General features: G+C 76.1%; 22 protein-coding genes. 13 read left to right on the plus strand and 9 right to left on the minus strand.

Going from position 1 to position 24,753, the window contains the following annotated elements; genetic code table 11:
- Positions 1 to 16: 16 nt before the first annotated feature.
- The 7 genes from E5225_RS03020 to E5225_RS03050 all read right to left on the minus strand — a co-directional run bounded on the left by E5225_RS03020 (position 17) and on the right by E5225_RS03050 (position 6,193).
- On the minus strand, positions 17 to 1,216 hold the full coding sequence (locus tag E5225_RS03020; protein ID WP_135974040.1) for an RNA polymerase sigma factor: 1,200 nt from the start codon (positions 1,214 to 1,216) through the stop codon (positions 17 to 19).
- A complete protein-coding gene (locus tag E5225_RS03025; RefSeq protein WP_135974039.1) occupies positions 1,213 to 1,590 on the minus strand; it encodes a YciI family protein in 378 nt (125 codons plus the stop codon). Before E5225_RS03025 ends, E5225_RS03020 begins: the two co-directional genes overlap by 4 nt.
- A 166-nt stretch (positions 1,591 to 1,756) precedes the next feature.
- Positions 1,757 to 3,199, minus strand: a complete 1,443-nt coding sequence (locus E5225_RS03030) for an FAD-dependent oxidoreductase (RefSeq protein ID WP_135974038.1) — start codon at positions 3,197 to 3,199, stop codon at positions 1,757 to 1,759.
- A gap of 16 nt (positions 3,200 to 3,215) precedes the next feature.
- Entirely contained in the window at positions 3,216 to 3,512 is a 297-nt protein-coding gene (locus E5225_RS03035; protein ID WP_135974037.1) for a (2Fe-2S)-binding protein, read from the minus strand.
- Positions 3,509 to 4,693: an NAD(P)/FAD-dependent oxidoreductase gene (locus tag E5225_RS03040; RefSeq protein WP_135974036.1), complete on the minus strand. Its 1,185-nt coding sequence runs from the start codon at positions 4,691 to 4,693 to the stop codon at positions 3,509 to 3,511. Before E5225_RS03040 ends, E5225_RS03035 begins: the two co-directional genes overlap by 4 nt.
- The gene (locus E5225_RS03045) at positions 4,690 to 5,622 is read right to left on the minus strand and encodes a dihydrodipicolinate synthase family protein (protein WP_135974035.1); all 933 of its coding nucleotides are present in this window, start codon (positions 5,620 to 5,622) and stop codon (positions 4,690 to 4,692) included. The genes E5225_RS03040 and E5225_RS03045 overlap by 4 nt, the downstream gene beginning before the upstream one ends.
- Positions 5,623 to 5,656: 34 nt before the next feature.
- Positions 5,657 to 6,193: a cupin domain-containing protein gene (locus tag E5225_RS03050; RefSeq protein ID WP_135974034.1), complete on the minus strand. Its 537-nt coding sequence runs from the start codon at positions 6,191 to 6,193 to the stop codon at positions 5,657 to 5,659.
- Positions 6,194 to 6,387: 194 nt separating this feature from the next.
- On the opposite strand from E5225_RS03050, the gene E5225_RS03055 reads away from it, so the two are divergent.
- The 10 genes from E5225_RS03055 (at position 6,388) to E5225_RS03100 (ending at position 16,857) form a co-directional block, all read left to right on the plus strand.
- Complete coding sequence (locus E5225_RS03055) at positions 6,388 to 8,022, plus strand: ABC transporter substrate-binding protein (RefSeq protein ID WP_135974033.1); 1,635 nt, start codon at positions 6,388 to 6,390, stop codon at positions 8,020 to 8,022.
- 62 nt (positions 8,023 to 8,084) lie between these two features.
- Positions 8,085 to 9,161: an ABC transporter permease gene (locus E5225_RS03060; protein WP_243738302.1), complete on the plus strand. Its 1,077-nt coding sequence runs from the start codon at positions 8,085 to 8,087 to the stop codon at positions 9,159 to 9,161.
- Positions 9,158 to 10,123, plus strand: a complete 966-nt coding sequence (locus E5225_RS03065) for an ABC transporter permease (RefSeq protein WP_135974031.1) — start codon at positions 9,158 to 9,160, stop codon at positions 10,121 to 10,123. Before E5225_RS03060 ends, E5225_RS03065 begins: the two co-directional genes overlap by 4 nt.
- Positions 10,120 to 11,130 (plus strand): ABC transporter ATP-binding protein, encoded by a 1,011-nt coding sequence (locus E5225_RS03070; protein WP_135974030.1) that lies wholly within the window; start codon positions 10,120 to 10,122, stop codon positions 11,128 to 11,130. Before E5225_RS03065 ends, E5225_RS03070 begins: the two co-directional genes overlap by 4 nt.
- Positions 11,127 to 12,125: an ABC transporter ATP-binding protein gene (locus E5225_RS03075; protein WP_135974029.1), complete on the plus strand. Its 999-nt coding sequence runs from the start codon at positions 11,127 to 11,129 to the stop codon at positions 12,123 to 12,125. The genes E5225_RS03070 and E5225_RS03075 overlap by 4 nt, the downstream gene beginning before the upstream one ends.
- Positions 12,122 to 13,366 carry a metal-dependent hydrolase family protein gene (locus E5225_RS03080; RefSeq protein ID WP_135974028.1) on the plus strand — a complete coding sequence of 415 codons (1,245 nt, stop codon included), beginning with the start codon at positions 12,122 to 12,124 and terminating at the stop codon, positions 13,364 to 13,366. Before E5225_RS03075 ends, E5225_RS03080 begins: the two co-directional genes overlap by 4 nt.
- Positions 13,363 to 13,695, plus strand: coding sequence for a TIGR04076 family protein (locus tag E5225_RS03085; protein WP_135974027.1), 333 nt, complete (start codon positions 13,363 to 13,365; stop codon positions 13,693 to 13,695). Before E5225_RS03080 ends, E5225_RS03085 begins: the two co-directional genes overlap by 4 nt.
- A complete protein-coding gene (locus E5225_RS03090; RefSeq protein WP_243738301.1) occupies positions 13,692 to 14,744 on the plus strand; it encodes an LLM class flavin-dependent oxidoreductase in 1,053 nt (350 codons plus the stop codon). Before E5225_RS03085 ends, E5225_RS03090 begins: the two co-directional genes overlap by 4 nt.
- A complete protein-coding gene (locus tag E5225_RS03095; protein ID WP_243738300.1) occupies positions 14,741 to 16,474 on the plus strand; it encodes a DUF885 domain-containing protein in 1,734 nt (577 codons plus the stop codon). The genes E5225_RS03090 and E5225_RS03095 overlap by 4 nt, the downstream gene beginning before the upstream one ends.
- Positions 16,471 to 16,857, plus strand: coding sequence for a nuclear transport factor 2 family protein (locus E5225_RS03100; protein ID WP_135974026.1), 387 nt, complete (start codon positions 16,471 to 16,473; stop codon positions 16,855 to 16,857). Before E5225_RS03095 ends, E5225_RS03100 begins: the two co-directional genes overlap by 4 nt.
- 64 nt (positions 16,858 to 16,921) lie before the next feature.
- Here the strand turns inward: E5225_RS03100 and E5225_RS03105 are convergent, their stop codons facing one another.
- Entirely contained in the window at positions 16,922 to 17,467 is a 546-nt protein-coding gene (locus E5225_RS03105; RefSeq protein ID WP_135974025.1) for an MOSC domain-containing protein, read from the minus strand.
- A 122-nt stretch (positions 17,468 to 17,589) separates the two neighbouring features.
- Between E5225_RS03105 and E5225_RS03110 the strand changes: the two genes are divergently transcribed.
- Both E5225_RS03110 and E5225_RS03115 read left to right on the plus strand, forming a co-directional pair.
- Positions 17,590 to 18,891, plus strand: coding sequence for a glycoside hydrolase family 3 N-terminal domain-containing protein (locus tag E5225_RS03110; protein WP_135974024.1), 1,302 nt, complete (start codon positions 17,590 to 17,592; stop codon positions 18,889 to 18,891).
- Between the two features lie 296 nt (positions 18,892 to 19,187).
- A complete protein-coding gene (locus tag E5225_RS03115; protein ID WP_135972611.1) occupies positions 19,188 to 21,113 on the plus strand; it encodes an RICIN domain-containing protein in 1,926 nt (641 codons plus the stop codon).
- 68 nt (positions 21,114 to 21,181) lie between these two features.
- Here the strand turns inward: E5225_RS03115 and E5225_RS03120 are convergent, their stop codons facing one another.
- On the minus strand, positions 21,182 to 23,575 hold the full coding sequence (locus E5225_RS03120; RefSeq protein WP_135972612.1) for a LamG-like jellyroll fold domain-containing protein: 2,394 nt from the start codon (positions 23,573 to 23,575) through the stop codon (positions 21,182 to 21,184).
- A 165-nt stretch (positions 23,576 to 23,740) separates the two neighbouring features.
- On the opposite strand from E5225_RS03120, the gene E5225_RS03125 reads away from it, so the two are divergent.
- A complete protein-coding gene (locus E5225_RS03125) occupies positions 23,741 to 24,694 on the plus strand; it encodes a hypothetical protein (RefSeq protein ID WP_135972613.1) in 954 nt (317 codons plus the stop codon).
- Positions 24,695 to 24,753: the final 59 nt, after the last annotated feature.

Genomic DNA, 24,753 nt, shown 5'->3' on the forward strand with positions numbered 1-24,753 from the left:
TCGCCCCGGTCGTCCGTCAGCGGCCGGCGGGTGCGGCCGCCCGGGCGCGCAGGTAGGCGCGCACGTCCGCGTCGTCCGTGAGCTCGGCCGCCCGCGCCCACGCCGTGGACGCCTCGGCGGCGTGCCCGCCGCGCGCGAGCAGGTCGGCGCGCGCCGCCCACCAGGGCTGGAACGCCGGCACCGGCTCGGGGGGCAGTGCGGCGAGGCCCGCGTCCGGCCCGTCGAGCCGGCCGACGACCGGGGCGAGCGCCACGCGGGCGCCCAGGCTCGGCGCCACCGCGTCCAGCGCGCGGTACAGCGTGCGCAGCGCCGCCCAGTCGGTGGTGCCCGTGCGTCGGCGGTCGCAGTGCACCGCCTGGATCGCCGCCTCCAGCCGGAACCGCCCGGGCGGGCCCGGCCGGTCGGCGCGGAGCAGGTACGCCTCGGCCTCGGCGACCAGCGCCGGGTCCCACGCGGTCGCGTCCTGCTCGTCCAGCGGGACGAACGGGCCGGGGAGCCGGCGCGCCAGCGCGAACGTGACCAGCGCCGCGAGCGCCCACGCCTCCGGCTCGTCGTCGAGCAGGGCCGCCAGCGTGACCGCCAGGTGCTGCACCTCGCCGGCGAGCCCCCGGCCGTCCTGCCGCCACGTCGCCGCGGCACCGCCGTAGACCGCCTCCAGCACGGCGGGCAGCCGCTCCGTCAGCGCCGACCGGTCCGGCACGGCGAACGGGATGCGTGCGGCCGTGATCCGGCGCTTCGCACGCACGAGCCGCTGCGCCATCGTCGCCGGCGCGACGGCGAACAGCCCGGCGACCTGCGCCGCCTCGAGCCCGAGGACGGTCTGCAGCATGAGCGGCGTGCGGACGTCCGCCGCGATCGCGGGGTGCGCGCACACCAGGAGCAGCGCGAGCCGGCGGTCGGGGACCGCGTCGGGGTCGACGTCGGCCAGCGGGTCGGCGGTCGCGGCGGCCGCCTCGTCGAGCGGGGTCGACGTGCGGTGGGCGGCGGAGCGCCACACGTCGCGGACGCGGTTGCGGGCCACGGTCAGGAGCCAGCCGTCGGGGTTGCGCGGGACGCCGGCGCCCGGCCACGTGCGTAGCGCCTGCTCGAAGGCCGTCGCGAGCGCGTCCTCGGCGAGGGTGACGTCCCCGGCGGCCGCGGCGAGCAGCGCCAGCAGGCGGCCGTACGAGTCCCGGGCGGCGCGCTCGGCGGCCGCCCGGGCCTCGTCGGCGCTCACGCGTTCGGCACCCAGGCGCCGTCGACGGTGTGGGTCGCGCCGGGCCGCACCTCGACGGGGCCCCACTCGACGGACGGTGCCCGGCGCGCCCACGCGAGCGCCGCGTCGAGCTCCGGGACGTCGATGACGAACGTGCCGCCGAGCTGCTCCTTCGTGTCCGCGAAGGGCCCGTCCTGCACCTGCAGGACGCCGTCGACCGTGCGCAGCGTGGTCGTCGCCACCGACGGCTGGAGCACCTCCGCGCTCACCAGCGCGCCCGCGGCCTGCAGCGTCGCCGCGTACGCGGTGAAGGCGCGCTGCCCGTACTCCATGCCCTCGGGGCCCAGGGCCTCGGCGCTCATCTCGGGGTAGTGCAGCAGGAGCGTGTACCGCATGGCGTCCTCCTCGGACGGTGCGTGCCGACCTCGTCGACAGGGTAGGCCGCGGGCGTCCCGGTGGGCGGTCCGCGGTCGAGCGGGCCGCTCGACGTGGGGATGACGATGTCGGCGCGCGCCGATCGACAGCCACCACCGGCACGCGTGGACCGACGGCGCGGGTGGGCTACGCGAGCCCGGCGAGGTCGCCCAGCGGGACCGGCTTGACCGGCAGGTGCGCCGTGAACGGCCCGACCTGCTCCATCGGCCGGCCGGTGCGGGCGGCGACGAGCGCGCCGACGGTCGCCTCGCAGTACCGGCCCTGGCAGGTCCCCATCCCCGTGCGGCACTCGAGCTTGACGGCGTTGGCGGTCGAGACGTGGGGGTTCGCCGCCAGCGTCTCCTCCACGGTCGCGCGCGTGACGGACTCGCACCGGCAGACGAGCGTGCCGGGGGTCGCGAGGGAGGCGAGCGCCGCCCGGTCCGGCGCGAACGTGCGCTGCACGACGTCGGAGAACCGTCGCGCGCGGGCCACGTCGCGGCGCGCGCGGCGCAGTGCGGGCCCGTCGGCGGGGGAGGTGCCGCGCAGGTCGCACGCGGTGACGAGCCCCGCGAGGTGACCCTCCGCGCGCGCCTGCTCGGCGCCACGGACGCCGGCCGGCTCGCCGGCGACGAGCACGTCGGGCACCGACGTGCGCTGGTCGCCGTCGTGCGTGACGACCCACCCGCCGCCGGCGTCGTCCCACCGGGTCGCGCAGCCGGCCTGGCGGGCCAGCTCCGTCGAGCCGTGGAAGCCGAACCCGAGCACGAGCGCGTCGGCCTCGACCGTCCGGCCCCGGCCGACCGGGCGCCACGCCGCGTCGACGCGGCACAGCTCGACCCCCTCGACGCGGTCGGTCCCGAGCACGCGGGTCGGCACGGTGCGGGTCCGCACGCGGACGCCGGCACGCAGCAGGCGGCCGAGGGCGGCGGTGCTCGACGCGAGCAGGCCGGTGTGCCCCGGCACGGCCGGCAGGGCACGCAGCGCCTCGGCCGGGCCCGGCAGGCCGCGGGCGAGCGCGACCTCGGCGACGTGCGCCCCCGCCGCGACGAGCTGGTCGGCGACGAGCAGCAGGAGGGGATGGGCCCCCGCGAGGACGGGCCGGTGCCCGACGAGGACGCGCTGCGACTTCAGCAGCCCCTGCGCGGCACCCGCCGTGACGACGCCGGGCAGCGTCCACCCGGGCAGGGCGACGGGCATGTCGTACGCGCCCGTCGCCACCAGCAGGCGCCGTGCCCGCAGCGTCGCCGTGCCGTCGGGGCCGCTGACGGCGAGCCGCACCGGGGCCCCCGGCTCGTCCCGCAGGACGCCGAGCGCGGTCGTGTCCCACCGCCACGACACGTCCGACGCCGTGGCGTCGGCCACGAGGCCCGGCCCCCACGGGTACCCCGCCGGCCAGGTGTGCCGCGCGGTGGCGACGCCGCCGTGCGGGCGGCGGAAGACCTGGCCGCCCGGCCGCTGCTGCTCGTCGACCACGACGACGTCGAGACCGCGGCCGCGGGCGGCGAGCGCGGCCGCCATCCCGGCGGGCCCGGCGCCGACGACGACGAGGTCGTGCAGGGGCCCGGTGCTCATCGGCTCGGTGCTCATCGGCCCGCTGCTCGGCTCAGTGCTCATCGCTGCGCCGGACCTCCGCACCGGGCGTCGCGGGTGCCAGGCACGCGCGCACGGTCCGCCCGTCGACGCGCACCACGCACTCGAAGCACGTGCCCATGTGGCAGAACGGCGCGCGCGGCGCGCCGTCGCGGGCCGTGCGGAAGGCGTCGACGCCCGCGGCGAGGAGGGCCGTGGCGACGCTCTCGCCGTCGTGCGCGGGCACCGCACGCCCGTCGACGCTCAGGGCGAACGCGGAGCCGCGCGCCCCCGGGAGGCGTGCGGGGCCGCGCGTCGTGCTGTCGTTCATGCCCACCGCCGGGGGTCGTAGGGGCTGACGTCGACGGCCGCGGGACGCCCTTGGACGAGGTCGCCGAGGACCTGCGCGAAGCTCGGGGCGAGCGTGAACGCCGACCCGCCGGTCGCGACGAACGCCCCGGGGGCGCCGGGCACGGGGCCGACGAGCGGGAGCTGGTCGGGCCCGACCGTGGTGGCGCCGACCCACGTGCGCAGCGTCTGCAGGTGGGCCAGGCGCGGGACCGCGCGGACGGCGGCGCGCGCGTTGCCCGCCAGCGACGCGGGCACGACGGTGCCGCGGCCCGTGCGGTCGGGCGTGCCGTCGGCGTCCCGCACGAGGGCCGCGGGCCAACCGCCGCCGACGAGCACGTTGCCGTCCGCGGTCTGCTTCAGGGACAGGCGGGTGCCGGCGTGCTGCACGAGGTGGGGCAGGAAGGCGCGCGTGCGCTCGGTGACGCTCATCATCAGGCCGAGCACCGTCACGGGGAGCTCGACGCCGAGCATGCGGCCGAGCGTGCGCGTCCAGACGCCCGCGGCCAGCACGACCGCGTCCGCGCGCAGCGCACCGGGCTGCACGTCGCTCGGGGTGCGGGTGCTGGTGCCGAGGGTCCAGGTGCGCCCGTCGCGGCGCAGGGAGTCGACGCCGGTGCGCGTCCGGATCCGGGCGCCGTGGGCGGCGGCGGCGCGGGCGAGCGCCGGCGCGGCGGTGCGCGCGTTGGCGCGGCCCTCGGACGGGCAGTAGGCGGCCGCCAGGACGGCGGGGGACAGGTAGGGCGCGAGGTCGTGCACCTCGCGCGTGCCGAGCACGTGGACGTCGAGCCCACGTTCCCGCTCGAGGGCGGCCTTGGCCTCGAGCAGCCGCACGGTGGCGTCGTCGTCGGCGAGCATGAGTCCGCCGTGGCGGGCCACGCCGAGGGCGGGGCCGATCTCGGCGGCCAGGGCGTCCCAGCGGGCCGAGGCGTCGAGGTGCAGGGGCATCGCCTCGGCCGCGGTGCGGGCGGCGTCGAGGCCGGCCTCGATCATGCGGTACTCGAGCTGGAAGTGCAGGCTGCCGGCGTTCTGCCCGGACGCGTGCTGGTTCACCTGGTCGCGCTCGAGCAGGACGACGTCCGCGCCCTCCCGGGCGAGCAGGTGGGCCGTGGCGCAGCCGAGCAGGCCGCCGCCGACCACCGCGACGTCGCAGCGCTCGCTCATGCGAGGGGGACGGTCGCCACGCCGAGCGAGTGCAGCGTCCCGGCGACGACCGCGACCTCGTCCTCGGTGAGCTCCAGCAGCGGCCGGCGCACGTACCCCGCGGGCACCCCGCGCAGCCGCAGCGCGGTCTTCATGATCGCCTGGGCGTTGCCGAAGCGGGCGCCGTAGTCGGGGCGGAACCAGCTCTCCATGAGGACGCGGTCCCGCGCGCCCAGCGTGAGCGCGCGCTCACGGTCGCCCGCGGCGACGGCGCGCCAGAAGTCCGGGTGGTCGGCCCCGAGGACGCCGCCGGCGCCCATGAGCCCGTCGCCGTGCCCGAGGCCCGCCAGGTCCGCGCCCAGCGGGCTCGTCGGCACGCCGAAGTAGCGCACGCGGTCCTCGAGCGCGTACATCCCGCGCCAGAACGCGGCGGCGTCCCCCGTGGAGTTCTTCACCGCCACGACCGTGTCGATCGCCGCGAGCTCGCCGAGCAGGTCGGTGCCCATGTCGACGACGCAGCCGCGCGGCCAGTTGTAGACGCACAGCGGCATGTCGCTGCCCGCGGCGACGTCGCGGTAGAAGCGGACGATCTCGCGGTCCGTGGGCACGACGTAGGGCGGCGGCGTGACCAGCACGCCGTCGAGGCCGGCGGCCTGCGCGGCGCGGGCGTGCCGCACGGACTCGTCGGCGGTGTAGGCGTTGCAGCCGCCCAGCACGGTGACCCGGCCGTCGACGACGCGGGCGCCCTCGCGGAACAGGGTGGCGCGCTCCTGCTCGGTCAGCGCGAACCACTCACCGGTCGTGCCGGCGAGGACGACGCCGTGCATGCCCTGGCCGACGAGCCACTCCAGCTGGTGGCCGAGGGCGTCGAGGTCGAGCGCGCCGTCGCGGTCGAAGGGCGTCGTGACGGCCGGCACGTAGCCGGCCCAGTCGACGTCGTGGCGGTCCATGGTGCTCCTGGTGCGCGGCGCGGTACGGGCGAGGTCAGGGGGTGGGCGGGGAGACGGTGAGCAGGAACGACGCCGGGGCACCCGAGGTGTTGGCGTAGCGGTGCGGCTCGCGGGAGTCGAACGTGACGGCGTCGCCGGCGCCGAGGTGGTGCGTCTGCGCGCCCACCTCCACGACGACCTCGCCGGTGAGCACGTAGACGCACTCGGTGGAGTCGTGGCCCCACGCGTGCTCGGAGCTGACGTCACCCGGCGCGAGCTCGGCGCGCAGCACCTCGAAGTCGCCGCGGCCCGGGGTGATGCGCTCGTAGGTGATGAGCCCGGCGGGGGCGGCCATCCGGAACCGCTCGCCGGGGCGCGAGACGTGCACGGCGGGTGCGTCGGGGTCGCGGAACAGCGAGGCCATGTCCGCCTCGAACACCCGCGCGAGCTTGCGCAGCGTGGTGACGCTGGGGTCGGTGCGCCCGTTCTCGATCTGGCTGAGGAGGGCGGTCGACAGGCCGGTCGCGTCCGCGACCTGCCGCAGGGTGAGCCCGTGCTGGTGGCGCAGCGCGCGCAGGCGGTCGCCGAGCATGCGCCCTCCTCGTGGTCGGTGGCGGGCCGGTGCCCGTCGCGGCCAGTGTTTCATCTTGGTGAACACGTTTGATGGAACTGTACATCTGCCCAAATGCTGTGGTGTCATCTGGCGGACACGGCGTCTCATCGCCGCCCGACACCAGCAACAGCGCCGACCCGCAGGGCCGCGGACCACGGCACGGACGGAGAACCATGCAGCGACACACCAGCCGAGGCCGAGCGGTCCTCGCACTGGCCGCGGTGGGCGCACTGACGCTCACGGCGTGCACGGCGGGCTCCTCCGGCGGTGCCGGCGGGACGGGCGGCGGCGGCACGGACGCCGACGGCGGCGACGGCGGCGGCACGCTCACCGTCGCCAACTCGTTCGTCGTCAAGAGCCTCGACCCCGCCCAGGTGTACGAGGCCACGGGCGTCATGACCGTGCACGCCCTCTACGACACGCTCACGACCTTCGAGGGCTCGGACGTCTCCACGCCCGTGCCGCTGGTGGCCGAGAGCTGGGAGGCGAACGAGGACTCCACGCAGTTCACGTTCCGGCTGCGCGACGACGTGACGTTCTCCGACGGCTCGGAGCTGACGGCCGACGACGTCGTGTTCAGCCTCAACCGGCTCGTCGCGCTCAAGGGCAGCCCCTCGGTCACCGTCGCCGGCTTCAGCGCGTCCTCGCCCGAGGACGGCGTCGTCGTCGTGACGACCGAGGCCCCGAACCCCAACGTGCCCACGATCCTGGCCATGCCGTCCACCGGCATCGTCAACGCCGACGTCGCCCGCGAGAACGGCGCGACGGACGCGGCGGACGCGCCCGAGGCCGACTCGGCGACCGCCTTCCTCGACGGGGAGTCGCTCGGCTCCGGCCCGTACGTCCTCGACTCCTTCGACCCGGCGTCCGAGATCGTCCTGACCGCGAACCCCGAGTACTGGGGCGAGGCGCCCGCGTACGAGCGGGTCGTCGTCCAGAACGTCGAGGCGCAGAACCAGAAGATGAGCGTCGAGCGCGCCGGGGGCGACTACGTCGCGCTCGACCTGTCCGGGCGCATGCTCGAGGGGCTCGACGACGCGCTGCAGGTGTCCAGCACGCAGGACACGTTCTACTTCCTGACGCTGCACCAGGACCCCGCCGTCAGCGACGTCACGTCCAACCTCGAGTTCGTCCGGGCGCTGCGCGCGTCCATCGACTACGAGGGCCTCGCCGCGCTGTTCGGGGCCGAGGCACGCCCCGCCGCGGGCATGGTCCCGACCGCGTTCGCCGGTGCCCTGCCCGAGTCCGAGTCGAAGGCGCAGGACCTCGACGCCGCCGCCGAGCACCTGGCCGCCTCCGGCCTGGCCGACCCGAGCGTCACGCTCATGTTCCCCGCGATGACCTACCGTGGCGTCGACCTGGCCACCATCGCCACGAAGGTGCAGAACGACGCGGCCCAGGCCGGCATCACCGTGCAGCTCGACCCGCAGCCCATCGCGTCGTTCCTCGACGCCCAGAGCGCGGGCAACGTCGCGTTCCGGTTCAGCCCGCAGTCGCTGAACTACCCCGTCGCGTCGTCCCTGGTGAACAACTTCCACCCGGGGCACCCGAGCGCGGTGCGCACCGGCTGGACGCTCGAGCGCGCCACCCCGGAGGTCGTGGCCGCCGGCGAGCGCGTCATGGCGGCCGTCGAGAGCGACGAGGAGCTCGCGGCGGTGCAGGACTGGCAGCGCGCGCTCGACCAGGACGGGCCGTACATCCCGCTCGCCTACAACTCGGGCGTCGTGGTGTCCACCCCCGACCTCGTCGGGGCGGACTACTCGCCCGCCGGCTGGCAGGTCGACCTGCGCGACGTGGCGCGCCGATGACGGGCGGTGTCGCCCCGACGGGGAGCGGCACCACCGCCCGGCAGGACCGTGCGGAGGGCGGGGTGAGCACCACCCCGCCCTCCGGCGGCGCTCCTGCGCGGGAGCGGTGGCGCGGCACCACCCGCGCGGTCCGGTACGTCTCCCGCCGCGTCGCCATCACGGCGGCGCTGCTGCTCGGCGTCACCGTCATGACGTTCCTCATCGTGCAGGCCGTGCCCGGGGACGCCGCGACGGCGAACCTCTCCGAGACCGCGCTCAACGACCCCGAGGTCGTCGCGGCGTACCGCGCCAAGTGGGGCCTCGACCAGCCGCTGCCCGTGCAGTACTGGGTGTACCTGACGCACGTCCTGCAGGGCGACCTGGGCATCTCCCAGCAGACGGGTCGCCCCGTCCTCGGCGACCTCATGACCTACGTGCCCGCGACGCTCGAGATCGCGCTGCCGGCGATGCTCCTCGCGATCGTCATCGGCACCGCGGTCGGGCTGTACGCCGCCGTGCACCACGACCGCGCCGGCGACCAGGTCGTGCGCTTCGGCACCCTGCTCGGCCTGTCGACGCCGTCGTTCTGGCTGTCGCTCGTCGTGCTGTACGTCTTCTTCTACGTGCTCGGGGTCGCGCCGTCGGGCGGGCGGCTCAGCACCTGGCTGACGCCACCGCCGCGCGTCACCGGGATGTTCACGGTCGACGCCGCGCTCGCGGGCCGGTGGGACGTGTGGTGGGACGCCGTGCAGCACCTGGCGCTGCCGGTCCTCGTCCTGACCTTCCTCACGGTCGCGATCCTCACGCGGTTCGTGCGCTCCGCCATGCTCGAGGTGCTCGACGCGGACTACATCCGTGCCGCGCGCGCCAAGGGGCTGCCCGAGCGCACCGTGCTGCGCCACCACGTGCTGCGCGCCGGCCTCGTGCCCGTCATCACCGTCAGCGGCCTGGCGTTCGCCTCGCTGCTGTCCGGGACCGTGCTGGTCGAGCAGATCTTCGGCTGGCCGGGTGTGGGCCAGTACGCGTACCGGGCCGCGAGCGGCCTCGACATGCCCGCCATCATGGGGGTCAGCCTCTTCGTGGCGCTCGTGTACACGGCCGTCAACCTCGCCGTGGACCTCCTCTACGGCGTCATCGACCCGCGGATCAGGGTGTCATGAGCTTCGAGGTGCAGCGTCCCGCCCCCGTCCCGACCGAGGTGCCCGCGCAGGCCCCGGACGGTGCGGCGACCCCCGCGGACCGGCGTGCGGCGCGCGCCCTGGGCCGCGGGCGCTGGCCCCAGCGCCTGCGGGTGCGGTCGGTGCACGGCATCTGGCGCCAGCCCGCCGTCGTCCTCGCGATCACGCTCATCGTCGGCTGGCTCGCGGTCGCCGCCACCGCGTCGTGGCTGGCCCCGTACGACCCGGTCGCCCAGTCGCCCGAGCTGTACGCCGCACCCTCCGGCGCGCACGCCTTCGGCACCGACGAGCTGGGCCGCGACGTGCTGAGCCGCGTGCTGCACGGTGCGCGCCTGTCCCTGCCGCTCGCGTTCGTCATCGTCCTCGGGTCGCTCGCCATCGGCGGGCTGCTCGGCCTCGTCGCCGGCTACCTCGGCAAGGCCGTCGACGAGGTGATCATGCGCGTGACCGACCTGTTCTTCGCGTTCCCGCAGATCATCCTCGCGATGGCGGTCTCCGCCGCGTTCGGCCCGAGCACCCGCAACGCCGTCCTCGCGCTGATCCTCGTGTCCTGGCCGACGTACACGCGGGTCATCCGGTCCGCCGTCCTGAGCATCCGCGGGTCGGACTACCTCGCCGCGGCCCGCATGCTCGGCGTCGGGCCGGTGCGGGCGCTGCGCCGCGACGTCGTGCCCAACTCGGTGGGTCCCGCCGTCGTGCTGGCCACGCTCGAGCTCGGCAACGCCGTCCTCATGCTCGCCGCGCTCTCGTTCCTCGGTCTCGGCCCCCGTCCCCCGGCGGCCGAGTGGGGCGCGATGATCGCCGGTGGCTCGCGCGACCTGTCGATGTGGTGGGTCAGCGTCTTCCCCGGTCTGGCGATCCTCACCGTCGTGCTCGCGTTCAACGTGCTCGGCGACGCGCTGCGCGACCGCCTCGACCCCCGGCACGCGAAGGGCATGTCATGACCCGTCTGCTCGACGTCCAGGACCTGGCGGTCGCGCTGCCCGCGGCCGGCGGCGGGACGGTCCCGGTCATCCACCAGGCGTCCCTGCACGTCGACGAGGGCGAGATCGTCGGCATCGCCGGGGAGTCCGGGTCGGGCAAGTCCATGACGGCCCAGGCCCTGCTGGGCCTGCTGCCCGCCGGCGCCCGGGTCAGCGGCCGTGCGTCCCTCGGCGGCACCGACCTGCTGGCCCTGCGCGGCAAGCAGTGGAACGCGGTGCGCGGCGCGCAGGTCGCGATGGTGTTCCAGGACGCCACGTCGGCGCTGCACCCCATGCTGACGATCGGGCGCCAGCTCACCGAGCACATGCGTCTGCACCTGGGCGTGGACCGGCGCACCGCGAACCGGCGCGCGGCCGAGCTGCTCGACCGCGTCCGCATCCCGGAGCCGGAGCGCGCGCTGCGCGCGTACCCGCACCAGTTCTCGGGCGGCATGCGCCAGCGCGTCGCCATCGCCGCGGCCCTGGCGTGCAACCCGCGCCTGCTCATCGCCGACGAGCCGACCACCGCCCTCGACGTGACCGTGCAGGCCGGCATCCTCGAGCTGCTGGACGAGCTGCGCCGCGACATGGGGCTCGCCGTCCTGTTCATCACGCACGACCTCGGCGTGCTCGCGGCGCTGACGTCGCGCGCGTACGTGTTCTACGCCGGGCGGGTCATGGAGTCGGCGGCGACGACGGACCTGCTGCTCGACCCCCGGCACCCGTACACGGCGGCGCTGCTGCGGGCGCGCCCGCACGCCGACGACTCCTGGCACACCGCGACCGGCGCACCGGGCGCCGGTCGGCTGCAGACGATCCCGGGGGCGCCCGCGACGCCGGCCACCGCGGGCCCGGGCTGCCCGTTCGCGCCGCGCTGCACGTTCCGCCAGGACCGCTGCACGGACGCCCCGCCGCCGCTCGTCGCGGTCGGCCCCGACCGGGGCGCGGCGTGCGTCGTCCTGCCCGACCTGCAGGAGGTGCCGGCATGAGCCTGCTCGAGGTACGCGACGTCGAGGTCCGGTTCCGCAGCCGCAGCCGCGGCGCGGTGCGCGCGGTCGACGGCGTCAGCCTGACCGTCGAGCGCGGCCAGGTCGTCGGGCTCGTCGGGGAGTCCGGCTGCGGCAAGTCGTCCCTGGCGCGTGCCGTGGTGGGGCTCGAGCACGTCAGCGCGGGGCAGGTCCTCCTCGACGGGGCCCCCGTGGCGCCGCTCGGCTGGCGGCGCCGGACCGCGCACGACGTCCGGCTGCAGATGGTGTTCCAGAACCCGTACGGCTCCCTGAACCCGCGCCGGACCATCGGCTCGCAGCTGCGTGACGGCCTGCGCACGCCCGCCGGCGCGGCCGACCCGGCGGGCGAGGTGCGGCGGCTGCTCGACCTCGTGGGCCTCGACGCGGAGGCGGCCGAGCGGTACCCGCACCAGTTCTCCGGCGGTCAGCGCCAGCGGGTCGTCATCGCGCGGGCGCTCGCGGCCGACCCCGACGTGCTGGTCGCGGACGAGCCGGTGACAGCGCTGGACGCCTCCTCGCAGGCGCAGGTCGTGAACCTGCTGGTGCGGCTCGTCGACGAGCTGGGCCTGGGCATGCTCTTCATCTCCCACGACCTGGCGCTCGTGCGCGAGATCGCCGACGTCACGGCGGTGATGTACCTGGGGCGGATCGTCGAGGCGGGTCCGACGGCGCAGGTGTGGTCGTCCCCGCAGCACCCCTACACGCGGGCGCTCATCGACGCCCTGCCGCGCATCTCGGCGGCGCCGACGCTGCCCGTCAGCCTGCTCGGGGAGGTGCCGGACGCGGCGCGCATCCCCGTGGGCTGCCGGTTCCGGCCGCGGTGCCCGCACGCGATGGACGTGTGCCGGACCGACCCGCCCGTCGTGCAGCTCGGTGCGCAGTGGTCGGCGTGCTGGCTGCCCGCGCACGGGGCGACGCCGACGACGACGCAGGACACGGCCGGCGTGAGCGCCGGCACGACGGAGGGACGGGCATGAGCACGACGGTGGGGTCGGTCCTGACGGGCTGTGCGGTGTGGGACGGCGTCGCGGACGCGACGGCGCCCGGCTGGGCGGTGCACGTGCGCGCCGACGGCACGCTGGGCGCGGTCGGCCCGGAGGCGGAGGTGCTCGCCGCCGCGCCGGACGCCGACCGCGTCGACCTCGGCGGAGGCGTCGTCGTGCCCGGCCTGCTGAACATGCACGTGCACCTCGGGCTCGCGCTGCCCGGGGCGATGCAGGACGCGGCGCGCGGTGCCGGCGAGGCCACGCAGACGCTGCTCATGACGGGCAACGCCGCGCAGACCCTGCGGGCGGGCGTGACCACGGTGCGGCTCGTGGGCGAGACGGGCTTCACCGACATGGCGCTGCGGGCCGCCGTCCGGGCGGGCCACGTCCCGGGCCCCCGGATCTTCACCGCCGGCCACGCGCTGTGCTGCACCGGCGGGCACGGCCACGACGCGGACGCCATGGAGGCCGACGGTGCGGACGGGTTCCGCCGCGCCACGCGCGTGCAGCTGCGCGCGGGCGCCGACCTCATCAAGGTGTGCATCTCCGGGGGCATCGCGGGCCTGCACGAGACGATCGACTCCCCCCAGATGACGGACGAGGAGATGGCCGCGGTCATCTCGACCGCGCACGACTGGGGGCGCAAGGTCACCGCGCACGCGGGGCCGACGCCCGTCGTGCGGCGGGCGGTCGAGCTGGGCCTCGACTGCGTCGAGCACGGGTACGAGCTCGACGCCGAGGTCTGCGCGCTCATGGCCGAGCGCGGCGTCGCGTACGTGCCGACCATCACCGTCAGCCGCTGCGAGGAGTTCTTCCGCGCCAACGGCGTGCCGCAGTGGATGATCGACCGGGCGCTGGGTGCCGGACCGCGCCACTGGGAGAGCCTGCAGCACGCGATCGCCGCCGGCGTGACGATCATGATGGGCACCGACATGCCGCCGCAGGCGGAGTACGACGGGACCACCGCAACCGTGCGGGAGATGGAGTTCATGGTCGACGCGGGCATGTCCCCGCTGCAGGTCATGCGCTCGGCGACCGGCGTGCCCGCCGACTGGCTGGGCGGGGAGGACGTCCTCGGCCGGCTCGTGCCGGGAGCCGTCGCGGACCTGCTCGTGCTCGACGCGGACCCCGTCGCCGACGTGTCCGCGCTGCGCGGCCTGCACGCCGTCGTGCAGGGCGGGCGCACGGTGCGCGACGACCGCGGCCTGCTGACCGCGCTGGGGCGCCCGTGACGGCCGGCGGGAGCCCGCCCGCGACGACCGACCTGTACGACCTGCGGGTCGTCGTCGAGCGCATCGAGGGCCGGTCCGTGTGCGGCATGCAGGTGGGGGACTGCCTGGAGCTGTCGCAGTCGCGCGTCACGATCCCCGACGGGCGGCACTTCTGCCTGTACGCCCTGTCCGCGGTGCTGCCGCTGCTGCCCGCCAAGCAGCGCGACCTCGCGCCGGGCGACTGGCTCGCGGCCGACGCCCACGTCGCCTGCCCCGACCCGGAGGAGCGGCTCGTCATGCGGATCGAGCGCACGGGCCGCTCGTCCGTCCCCACCGAGGAGCTCACGTGACCGGCACGACCGACCGGCCGGTGCGCGTCACCGTCGCCCTGCAGTCCGACAAGACGACGGCCGAGTACCGCGCGCTCGCCGAGCGCGTCGAGGGGCACGGCTTCGACGGCCTGTCCGTGTACGCCGACCTGGGCTTCCAGCCGCCGTTGCCCGCGCTGCTCACGGCGGCCGCGCACACGCGGCACCTGACGCTGGGGCCCGCGTGCCTCAACCCGTACCTCACGCACCCCGTGGAGATCGCGGGGCAGGCGGCGGCGCTCGACGAGGCCAGCGGCGGGCGCTCGTACCTGGGCCTCGCGCGGGGGTCGTGGCTGGACCGGGCGGGGGTCGCGCAGGAACGCCCGCTGCGGGCGCTGGAGGACACCGTCGCGATCGTGCGCCGGCTGCTGGCCGGTGACGACTCCGGCTACGAGGGCACCGTCCACCACCTGCCGGCGGGCACCGCGCTGCACTACCGCCCGCTGCGCCCCGCGGTCGAGCTGCTGCTCGGCGTGTGGGGCCCGCACGGCGCGCGGCTCGCGGGCCGCCTCGCGGACGAGGTGAAGATCGGTGGCTCGACGAACCCGGACATGGTGCGCCTCATGCGCGGCTGGCTGGACGAGTCCGCCGCGGCCGCCGGGCGGCCCGCCGGGTCGGTCGGCGTGGTCGCCGGCGCCGTGACGGTCGTCGACGAGGACGGCGCGCTGGCACGGCGGGTGGCCCGCCGCGAGGTCGCGATGTACGTGGACGTCGTGGCGGCGCTCGACCGGACCGTCGACGTCGACCCGGAGCTGCTGCGCCGCCTGCACGCCCTGCTGGCCGCCGGGGCCCTGGACGAGGCCGGTGCGCTGCTGCCGGACGACGTGCTCGACCGGTTCTGCTTCGCCGGCACCCCGCAGGCCGTGGCCGAGCGGACGATCGCGCTCGCCGAGGCGGGCGCGACGCGCGTCGAGTTCGGCACGCCGCACGGCCTGACCGGTCCGGGCGGCATCGACCTGCTCGGTACCGCGGTGCTGCCCGCGGTCCGGGAGGCGCTCGGCGCCCGCGCGGTCGCGGGGGTGGGCGCGTGAGCGCGCCGGAGACCTCGCGCGTGAGCGCGGCGGAGACCTCGCCGGTGCGCGCGGTCCTCGACGGCTACGTCGCCGAGCTGGCCACGCTCGACCCGGACGCCGCGGAGGCGCTCGGCCGCACCGACGTCCTGCGCGTGGCCGACCTGTCGCCGGACGCGTTCGCCGCCCGGGCGGACCTGGACCGGCGCACGCTCGCCGCCCTGACGGCCGCGCCGGCCGACGGCCCCGACGCGACGCTGAGGCTCGCGGCGCTCGAGCGCCTGGGGAGCGACGTCGCGCTCGACGAGGTCGGGTTCACCCGGCGCCTCCTCGCGCCCCTCGCCACCCCGGTCCACCTGGTGCGGCAGGTGTTCGACGGGCTGCCGCGCTCGTCCGAGGACGACTGGCGGCGGGTCGCGGCGCACCTGGCGGAGGTCCCGCGGGCGCTGGCCCAGTACCGGGCGACGCTCGAGCAGGCGGCCGACCGCGGGCACGTCGTCGCGGTCCGGCAGGTCGAGGTCGTCGCCGGCCAGTGCGACGCGTGGGTCGCCGGCGGCTTCTACCCGGGCGTGGCCGCCGGGTACGGCGGCGCCGACGCGGCGCTGGCGCGCACGCTCGCGGCACGGGCCGACGACGCGGCGGCGGCGACGGCCGCCTTCGCCGCCGACCTGCGGACGCGGCTGGCGCCCCGGGCGGGGCGCGCCGACGGGGTGGGCCGCGAGACCTACTCCGTCACGAGCGCCGCGTTCCTCGGCACGAGCGTCGACCTCGACGACCTGTACGCGTGGGGGTGGGCGGAGATCGCCCGGCTGCAGGGCCGTGCGCGCGACCTCGCCCGTGCGGTCGTCGGCACCCCGGACGTCGCCGCCGCGGTCGCGGCGCTCGACGCGGACCCGGCGCGCCGCGTGGACGTCGGGGCGCCGCTCGAGGCGTGGCTCCAGGGCCGTCTCGACGCCGTGACGGACGCGGTCGACGGCCGCTGGTTCGACCTTCCGGCACGCCACCGGCGGGTGGAGGCGCGGCTGACCACCGCCGCGTCGGGCGTCATGTACTACACGCCGCCGGACGCCGGGGGGACGCGGCCCGGGCGCGTGTGGTGGACCGTGCCCGCGGGCACGCAGCACGTCGCGACGTGGCGCGACGTGAGCACCGTGCACCACGAGGGCGTGCCGGGGCACCACCTGCAGCACGCGGTCACCTACGGGCTCGACCTGCACCCGTGGCAGCGCCTGCTGTGCCACGTGCACGGCTACGCGGAGGGGTGGGCGCACTACGCCGAGCACCTCGCGGAGGAGATCGGGCTGCTCGACGACCCCGGCGAGCGGCTGGGCGCCGTGTTCGCCCAGCTGTGGCGCGCGTGCCGCATCGTCGTCGACATCGGTCTGCACCTCGACCTCCCCGTCCCGGCCGGCACCGGCGTGCGCTGCCTCGACGGCCGGGACCGCTGGACGCCGGAGCTCGGCGTGCAGGTGCTGCGCGAGGTCGCCGAGGTCGACGCGACCACCGCCGCCTTCGAGGTGGACCGCTACCTCGGCTGGCCGGGCCAGGCGCTCGCGTTCAAGGTCGGCGCGCGGCTGTGGCAGCAGGTGCGCGCGGACGCGCAGGCCCGTACCGACCGCCTCGACCTGCGCGACTTCCACATGACCGCGCTCGGCCTGGGCCCCATGGGTCTCGGACCGCTGCGCACGGCCCTCGCCACGACCCTCGGCGCCCGCCCGGACGCCCCGTCACGACAGGACGCACCCGCATGAGCACCGCCGCACGCGACGAGGTCGTCGCCCACATCGCCTCCCTGTACGACGCCCTCGGCGACCGGCCCCGGTTCGACGCGCACCTGGACCCCGACGTGCTGATGTGGGAGTCCGACGCGCCCGGCGTCCTGCGCGGCCTGCGGGCGCTGGACGCGCTGCGGGACGTGCGCCGCGAGCGGGCCTCCGACGGTCCCCGGCCGGTGTCGGTGGCGCCCGAGGTCGTCGCGGCGGACGCGTGGGGCGACACCGGCGTCGTGCGCTACGAGCTGCGCGCCCGCTACGAGGGCGCCACGCCCGACGAGGTGTACCGCGTCACCGACGTGCTGCGGCGCGGCGGCGAGGGCTGGCGGATCGTGCACCACCACTCCGAGCGCGTCGGCTGACCGCGGGCGGACCGGTGACCCCCGGCGTCGCGGGCGCCCGGCGGGCGTGGGTGCGGCGTCCGGGTCAGCCCCGGTAGCGCTCCAGCACCGTCGGGGCGTCGGCGGGGGCCGGGTCCACGACGATCTCGTCGCCCGCCGTCACCGTGCCGCCGCGGACCACGCGCAGGTACGCGCCCAGCCGGCCCTCGGCGCCGAACCGCTTGACCCAGCCGCGCTCGTCCGCGCCGCCGACCCACCGCGCGAACGTCGCGCACGGCGTCCGCGGGCCCGTCACCTCGAGCACGACGCGGGCGCCGACGCGCCACCGCTCGCCGATCCGGGCGGCGTTGGGGTCGATGCCGGCGACCCGGAGGTTCTCGCCGAACCAGCCCGGGTGCAGGTCACGGTCCAGCTCGCCGGCCCAGAAGTCCGCGTCGTCCTGCCCGTACGCGTACACCGCCTGCTCGTGCCCGCCGTGGTACTTGCGGTTCGCCTGCACGTCGCCGCGCACGCCGTAGGGGCCCACCTTCACCGGACCGTCGAGCGTGCGCTTGTCGATGGCGGTGACGCCGTTCGAGCCGCTGTCGGGGCGCAGGGCGTGGACGGCACAGACGGCGAGCAGGGTGGGCATGCGGGTCAGCGTAGGCGCGGGCCGGTGCGTGCTCACGACGCCGAGGAGGAGTGGCGCGGCTCACGTCACCCGGTCGTGGGCCACCGGAGGTGGGCGTCCGGGCACCGACATAGCCTGCAGCGGTGACGACGTTCCCGCCGACCCCGGCACCGCCGTTCGGCCCGGACGACGCCACGGACGGTCCGGACGACGCCACGCCGCGGCACGCGCGCCGCTCGCCGTGGGCGCGCCGGGCCCGCGGTGCGGGCCTCGCCGTGCTCGCGGTGGCGTGCCTCGGCGCGGGCTCGCTGGCGTCGGTCGCCCTGGAGGAGCCGTCCGCCGAGCCGGTCGTGCGGGGTGCCCCCGGCGCGACGTCCCGGTCCCCGCGCCCCACCCCGACTCCCACGTGCACCCCCGCACCGCTCGAGCAGCGCGCCGCGGCCACGCTCGTCGTGGGTCTGCCCGGCGTCCGCAGCGCCGACGAGCCGCTCGCGCAGGAGGTCGTGGGGCTGGGCGTCGGCGGGGTCTTCCTGTCCGAGGGCAACGTCGGCACGGCGGAGGAGGTCGCGGCGTTGTCGGCGGGCCTGCGCACCGCCGCCGGACGGCCGCTGCTCGTCTCGACCGACGAGGAGTCGGGCCGGGTGGCGCTCATGCGGGAGGTCGTCGGTGCCGGCCCGTCACCGCGCCGGATGGCGCAGCGCGACACGGCTGCGCAGGTGCGCGAGCGGGCGGCCGCCACGGGGACGGCGCTCGCGGGCGTGGGCGTCGACCTCGACCTGGCTCCCGTGCTCGACCTCGACGGCGGGCCGTCGGGCGGCGTGATCGGTGACCGGTCGTTCAGCGCCGACCCCGCGACCGCGGGGACCTACGGGCTCGCGTACGCCGCGGGCCTCGCCGACGCGGGCGTCACGCCGACGATGAAGCACTTCCCGGGCCACGGGCGCTCGAGCGTCGACTCGCACAGCGAGTCCTCGCTGGTCGAGGCGCCCCTCGACGAGCTGCACGCGACCGACCTGCTCCCGTTCCAGCAGGCGATCGACGCCGGTGCGCCGGTGGTCATGCTCAACCACCTGCAGTACGCGGCGCTCGACCCCGACCTGCCCGCGTCGCTGAGCCCCCGCGCGTACGCGCTGCTGCGCGACATGGGCTTCGAGGGCGTCACGATCACCGACTCCGTGGGCATGGGGGCGGTGAACCTGCGGTGGGACTTCCCGGAGGCGGCGGTCGCGGCCGTCGGTGCCGGTGCGGATGCCGTGCTGGCGACCGACGGGCGGCAGGCGGTGCGCATGCGCGACGCGCTCGTCGAGGCTGTGCGCTCGGGTGCGCTCCCCGAGGAGCGGGTCTCGGAGGCGGCCGCACGGGTGACCGCGCTGGCCGGCGGCGACCCGGTGGCGATGTCGTGCCTCGACGTGGAGCTGCCGACGTTCGAACCGCCCGCCGGCTGACGGCTCCACGGCGTCGCGGGACGCCGTCGTCCGGCGGCGTGCGCGCGCACCGGCCCGATGCCCCGGACGAAACGTTTGCAACGTTGCAGAACGGCCCCGCGCCGGAGTACAGGTAGACCACCCCGCGGCCTCGGCGCCCGGGCGCCCCGCAGTCGTGGCGCCCGCGCGCGCACCGCGGGCCCGCACCGGCGCCGGGCGTGACACGCGGGCCGGTGTGTCCCGCGTCCCCACCGCCCGACCCTTGCGCCCACTCGTCACGGCTCGGTTGTGAGCGCTCACACCACGAGGAGCCCGCCATGCACCCCTCTCCACCGCCCGCCCCCGGCAGGACGCGCGCGACCGTCAGACGCCTCGCCGCGGTCCTGCTCACCGCCGTGCTCGCCGCGGCGGCCCTGGTCGCCGTGCCCGCGACCGCGACGGCCGTGGGGGAGGAGACCGTCCGCAACCCGCTGCTGCCCGACGGCGCCGACCCGTGGCTGCAGTTCCACGACGGCAGCTACTACCTGGCGACGACCACGTGGAGCTCGCAGCTGGTCATGCGCAAGTCCCCGACCCTCGCCGGCCTGCGCTCGGCCGCGCCCGTGCACGTCTGGTCGGAGACGGCCGCCGACAGCGGCTTCAACTTCTGGGCGCCCGAGTTCCACCGCCTGACCGGCCCCAACGGCACGCGCTGGTACCTCATGTACACCTCGGGCACGTCCGCGAACCTCGACGGGCAGAAGCTGCGCGTGCTCGAGAGCGCGGGCGACGACCCCATGGGCCCCTACACGTTCCGCAGCACCCCGATGCCGAGCACGTGGAACATCGACGGCACGTACCTCACGGTCGGCAGCCAGCTGTACCTGCTGTGGTCGGAGTGGCAGGGCGCGGACCAGAGCGTCTGGATCACGCGCATGAGCAACCCGTGGACGGTCACGGGCGCGCGCGTGCTCATCTCACGCCCCACCCACTCCTGGGAGACGCAGGGCGGCCGGACCAACGAGGCGCCCGAGGTGATCCAGCGCAACGGCCGCACGCACGTCGTGTTCTCGGCCAGCTCGTGCAACACGCCGGACTACAAGCTCGGGCTGCTGACGCTGACGGGCAGCGACCCGATGTCCGCGTCGGCGTGGACGAAGCGGTCGACGCCCGTGTTCCAGCGGGCCAACGGGGTGTACGGGCCGGGCCACAACGGTTTCTTCCGGTCGCCCGACGGCACGCAGGACTGGCTCGTCTACCACGCGAACGCGACGACGTCCCAGGGCTGCGGCGACACCCGCTCGACGCGCGCCCAGCCGTTCACGTGGGCCTCCGACGGCACGCCGAGCTTCGGCGCGCCCGTGTCGACGTCCACCGACCTCGCGGTCCCGTCCGGTGAGATGGGCCCGATCACGGCGGCGGTCGAGGGCGCCGCGTGGACGCTGGTCAACCGCAGCTCCGGCCGCTGCGCCGGCGTCGCGGGCGGCTCCGCCACCGACGGTGCGGACGTCGCCCAGTACGGCTGCGACACCGCGTCGAGCCGCTGGGTGCTCGACCCGACGGCCGACGGCTACTACCGGATCGTCAACAGGGCGAGCAACAAGGTCGTCGACGTCGCGGACTGCGGGACGGCCGACGGCACGGACGTGCGGCAGTGGGCGTGGCTGAACAACACCTGCCAGCAGTGGCAGGTCACGCCGACGACGGACGGCTGGTCGCGCCTGACCAACCGCGCGTCGGGCAAGGTCCTCGACCTCGCGGGCTGCGGTACCGCCGACGCGACGAACATCCGGATCTGGTCGTCGACCGGGTCGACCTGCCAGCAGTGGCGGCTCGCGCCCGCCGGTTCCGTCGCCGTCGTCAGCAGCCAGAGCGGCAAGGTGCTCGACGTCGCGGACTGCTCGAGCGCCGCGGGTGCGGCGGTCCGGGCGTGGACGTGGAACGGCGCCGCGTGCCAGCGCTGGACGTTCACGCACACCGACAACGGCTACTACCGGGTGCAGCCGGCGTCGTCGACGGGCAGCTGCCTCGCGGTCACGTCCGGGTCCACGGCCGACGGCGCCGCGCTCGCCCAGGGCGCCTGCTCCGGGACGGCGTCCCAGTGGCGCATCGACCCGCTCGCCGACGGGTCCGTCCGGCTCGTCGCCCGGAACAGCGGGAAGGCGCTCGACCTGGCGAGCTGCGGCCTCGCCACCGGCAACGCGCTCGTGCAGTGGCCGTGGCTGGACAACATCTGCCAGCGGTTCACGCTGCGGGCGGTCTGACGACGCGTGCGACGCAGGACGGGGCACGGCCGGCCGGCCGTGCCCCGTCCTCGTGCCTCACCGAGGGGTCAGCGTGCCGCGAGCGCGGCGACCTCCTCGGCCGTGAGGGCCGACCCGTGCACGGTCAGCTCGTCGACGGCGCCGGCGAACGGCGTGTCCCACCAGTTGACGCCGAGGGCGAAGGTGCCCGTGGCCGTCGTGAACACGTTCGGGAACCCGGTGCCGGTGAAGCGCTGGGCGCCGTCCACGTACACGGCGACGTCCCCGCCGTCGACGGTCAGGGTCAGGTGGCTCCACTCGCCGGCGGGGATGGTCCCGCCCGTGCTGGCGTCGTACCAGGCGGTGCCGGACCAGACCATCGTCGAGCCGTCCGGTCCCTGCGGGACGACGCTCACCCAGCTCTCGGGGTCGCGCGCCCCGAAGAACGTGGTCGTGAACCCGGTGACCACGTCGGGACGCACCCACAGCGACACGGTGTACGTCGGGCCGCTGATGAGCCCGTCGGGCAGGCGCACGCCGCTGGCGCCGTCGAGCTGCACGGCCTGCCCCTCGACGCCCTCGACGTAGGAGACGGTCCCGCCGGCCGCGTCGACGCGCGGCCCGGTGACCGTGCCGGCCGGCAGGGCGCCGGACGCCTCGGCGAGGTCGCCCTCGAACGACCAGGCACCGACGAGACCGCCGGCCGCGCGCTCGAGCACGGTGAGGGTGAACCGCGTCGTGGCGGTGCGGCGCTCGTTGCGGACCGTGGCGGTGAGCGTGACGGTCGCGTCGCCGGCACCGTGCTCGGGGCGCGTCACCTCCCCGGTGGGGGAGACGACGGCGGGGTCGCTCGACGCCCACGTGATCGTGGTGCCGTGCGTGCCGGTGGTCGGCAGCGCGAGGTCCGCGACCACGGCGGACGTGTCGCCGAGGTCGAGGTCGGCGACGACGGCCGCGACGGCGTCCTTCGCGCTCATCGGCGCGACGGCGCTGCCCCACAGCGAGACGCCGGCGCGGGACTGCACGGAGAACGTGACGACCCACTCCTGGCGGTCGGGCTGCCACTGGCGCAGGAGCGCACCGTCGTAGAGCACGCCGTCGACGAGCATGTGCACGCGGTCGCGGCCGGTCTGCAGCCACCAGCCCGTGCGGTCACCCGAGATGCGGCCCAGCGGCTCGAGGCGCACGTCCACGGCCCGCGTCACGTCCGCGGAGATGGCCTTGCCGTGGTCGATGAGCGCGTAGTCGCCGACCACGTCGCTGCGGGAGATCGTCTCGGGGTGGTGCTTGTGGCCCTTCGTGGCGGGCGGCTCGCCCGCGTACCGGTACGGCGCGACGACGGGCCAGCCGCGGGCGTTCATCGCCAGCTCGTGCACCCGGACGTTGTGGGTCTCGCCCTGGCCGGGGAAGCGGCTGTGGAACACGAGGAACTGCTTGCCCGTCTCCGGGTCGGTGTACGTCGAGTTGTGGCCGGGGGAGACGTAGCCGGTGCCGAGGCCCGTGCCGGGGTCGCCGACCTCGCGCTGGAAGATGTGGTTGCCCATGACCTTGACGCCGTACGGGGCGATCGACGCGTCGTCGAAGAGCGGCAGCGACGGGTCCGAGCGCACCTGGGACATGTCGTTGCCCTCGGCGTCGACGTAGGGCCCGTCGGGGTTCTTCGACCGGACGACGCGCATGTTGTACCCGCCGTTGGCGTCGAGCCCGCCGAACGACAGGAACATGTAGTAGTAGCCGGTGTCCTCGTCGAACATGATGTTCGGCGCCTCGATGCGGCTGTGGTTCCCGCCGAGCAGGTGCGTGCCGTACCCCTGGCCGGGCAGGGGGAAGCCCGTCGCCGGGTCCATCTCGAGGATGAAGATGCCGCCGGAGTACGACCCGTAGACCATCCACAGCCGGCCCTCGGCGTCGACGAACGTGTCGGGGTCGACGACGTTCGGGTGGATGCGCGCGTCGTAGATCTCGCCGTCCTCGCTGGGCTGGTCCCACATGCCCGAGCGCAGGAAGATCCCGAGGTCCTCGTAGGGGCCGTCGACGGAGTCGGCCACGGCGACGCCCATCGCGGAGCGGGGCGAGTCGCCCTTGCAGGCGTTGTAGTACATGTAGAAGCGGCCGTCGCCGAGCTGGATGACGTCCGCGGCCCAGAGGGTGTCGGTCTGCGCCCACTCGAGGGCCTCCGCCAGCTCCGCGGTGACGTCCTCGAAGATGGGGTTGTCGGGCGTGACTCCCGCCGCGACCTGCTCCCAGTGCAGCAGGTCGTCGGTCTTGGCGACCTGCAGGTGGGACCCGAAGGCCCAGATCTCGTCGTCGGCGACGACGACCGAGGGGTCGTGGACGGTGGCGTCGGTGAACGTGGGCGCGGGCGGCGGGGCGGGCCGCCCGGGCGGGCCTGCGGCGGCGGGCGACGCCGTCGAGCCGACGAGGGCGACGGCGAGGACGAGCGGGACGAGACCGCGAACGGTCCGGGGTGGTGGGGTGCGCACGGCGGCCTCCTGGTGCAGCGCTGGACTGGAGGGATGCGACCACGGACGTCGGGGGACGTCCGTCGTCGCGTGACCGACCGTACGGGCCTTTGTTCAACGTTGTAAAGAGACGATGATGAGGGTGGCCCCCCGGGCCGCACCCCCCACCCCTCGATCGGAGCACTCGTGTCCCCACGCCCCCGTCCCCGCAGCATCCGCCCCCGGCTCCTCGCCGGACCGGCCGCCCTCGCGCTCGCCGGCGTGGTCGCGGCCACGGTGCTCGCGCCCGGGGCCGCCGCCGCCGACACCCCGCCCGCGCGGCCCGTGACGACGATGTGGGTCTGGGACAACTCCATCCCGCGCGAGGTCGACGCCCGCGGCACGGGGTACGCCCCCGCCGAGCCGGCGACCCTCGCGGCCTGGGCGGCCGAGCAGGGGCTCACCACCGTGCACCTGTCCGCGCCCTGGGCCGCCGACGTCGGCGTGATCGACCCGTGGATGACGGCCGCCGTGGACGCGCTGCGTGCCGAGGGCGTCGACGTGGGCGTGCTCGGCGGCGACCCGCCGTGGCTCGACGAGCCGCACCTCGCGGTGTGGTGGCTGCAGGCCGCGACGCGCGGCCGCACGGTCACGCACGTGCAGATGAACGTCGAGCCCTGGACGCTGCCCGGCTGGCAGACCGACCGCGCCGGCATCCTGACCCGCTGGTTCACGATGCTCGACGCGGCGAAGGCGGCGCTGCCGGAGGGCGTCGGGCTCGGCGTCGACGTGCCGTACTGGCTCGCGTGGGAGCCTGCGCCGGGCGGCGGGACCGTCGCGGAGGCCGTCTTCGCGCGGGCCGACTCCGTCGGCATCGTGACGTTCGTCGACCACGCGCAGGGCCACGACGGCATCCTCACCCTCTCCGCGGACGCGGTCGCGCAGGCCGTCGCCGCGGGCGTCCCGTTCACGATCGGCGTCGAGACCGACACCCCCGCGGTGGCCGGCGGCGCCGAGTGGACGTTCGGCGACGACGACCCGGCGGTGCTGACCGCCGAGGTGCAGGTCGTGCACGACGCCCTCGTCGCGACGCCCGGCTACCGCGGCGTCTCCGTGCAGCACTACCGCACGTGGCGCGAGCTGGTGGGTGCGACCCCCTGACCGCTGCTGCGGCGGCTGCGCCCCCGCCCCGGGCCGCGCCCAGCGGCTCGCGGGCGGGT

Origin of the sequence: Cellulomonas shaoxiangyii (assembly GCF_004798685.1) — a bacterium.
GTDB lineage: Bacteria > Actinomycetota > Actinomycetes > Actinomycetales > Cellulomonadaceae > Cellulomonas > Cellulomonas shaoxiangyii.

Bases quoted from the DNA above. Each gene is read 5' to 3' on its own strand.
- E5225_RS03035 (WP_135974037.1), bottom strand. From the start codon at position 3,512: ATGAACGACAGCACGACGCGCGGCCCCGCACGCCTCCCGGGGGCGCGC.
- E5225_RS03040 (WP_135974036.1), bottom strand. From the start codon at position 4,693: ATGAGCGAGCGCTGCGACGTCGCGGTGGTCGGCGGCGGCCTGCTCGGC.
- E5225_RS03045 (WP_135974035.1), bottom strand. From the start codon at position 5,622: ATGGACCGCCACGACGTCGACTGGGCCGGCTACGTGCCGGCCGTCACG.
- E5225_RS03050 (WP_135974034.1), bottom strand. From the start codon at position 6,193: ATGCTCGGCGACCGCCTGCGCGCGCTGCGCCACCAGCACGGGCTCACC.
- E5225_RS03115 (WP_135972611.1), top strand. From the start codon at position 19,188: ATGCACCCCTCTCCACCGCCCGCCCCCGGCAGGACGCGCGCGACCGTC.
- E5225_RS03105 (WP_135974025.1), bottom strand. From the start codon at position 17,467: ATGCCCACCCTGCTCGCCGTCTGTGCCGTCCACGCCCTGCGCCCCGAC.
- E5225_RS03080 (WP_135974028.1), top strand. From the start codon at position 12,122: ATGAGCACGACGGTGGGGTCGGTCCTGACGGGCTGTGCGGTGTGGGAC.
- E5225_RS03065 (WP_135974031.1), top strand. From the start codon at position 9,158: ATGAGCTTCGAGGTGCAGCGTCCCGCCCCCGTCCCGACCGAGGTGCCC.
- E5225_RS03075 (WP_135974029.1), top strand. From the start codon at position 11,127: ATGAGCCTGCTCGAGGTACGCGACGTCGAGGTCCGGTTCCGCAGCCGC.
- E5225_RS03025 (WP_135974039.1), bottom strand. From the start codon at position 1,590: ATGCGGTACACGCTCCTGCTGCACTACCCCGAGATGAGCGCCGAGGCC.
- E5225_RS03055 (WP_135974033.1), top strand. From the start codon at position 6,388: ATGCAGCGACACACCAGCCGAGGCCGAGCGGTCCTCGCACTGGCCGCG.
- E5225_RS03070 (WP_135974030.1), top strand. From the start codon at position 10,120: ATGACCCGTCTGCTCGACGTCCAGGACCTGGCGGTCGCGCTGCCCGCG.
- E5225_RS03030 (WP_135974038.1), bottom strand. From the start codon at position 3,199: ATGAGCACCGAGCCGATGAGCACCGGGCCCCTGCACGACCTCGTCGTC.
- E5225_RS03100 (WP_135974026.1), top strand. From the start codon at position 16,471: ATGAGCACCGCCGCACGCGACGAGGTCGTCGCCCACATCGCCTCCCTG.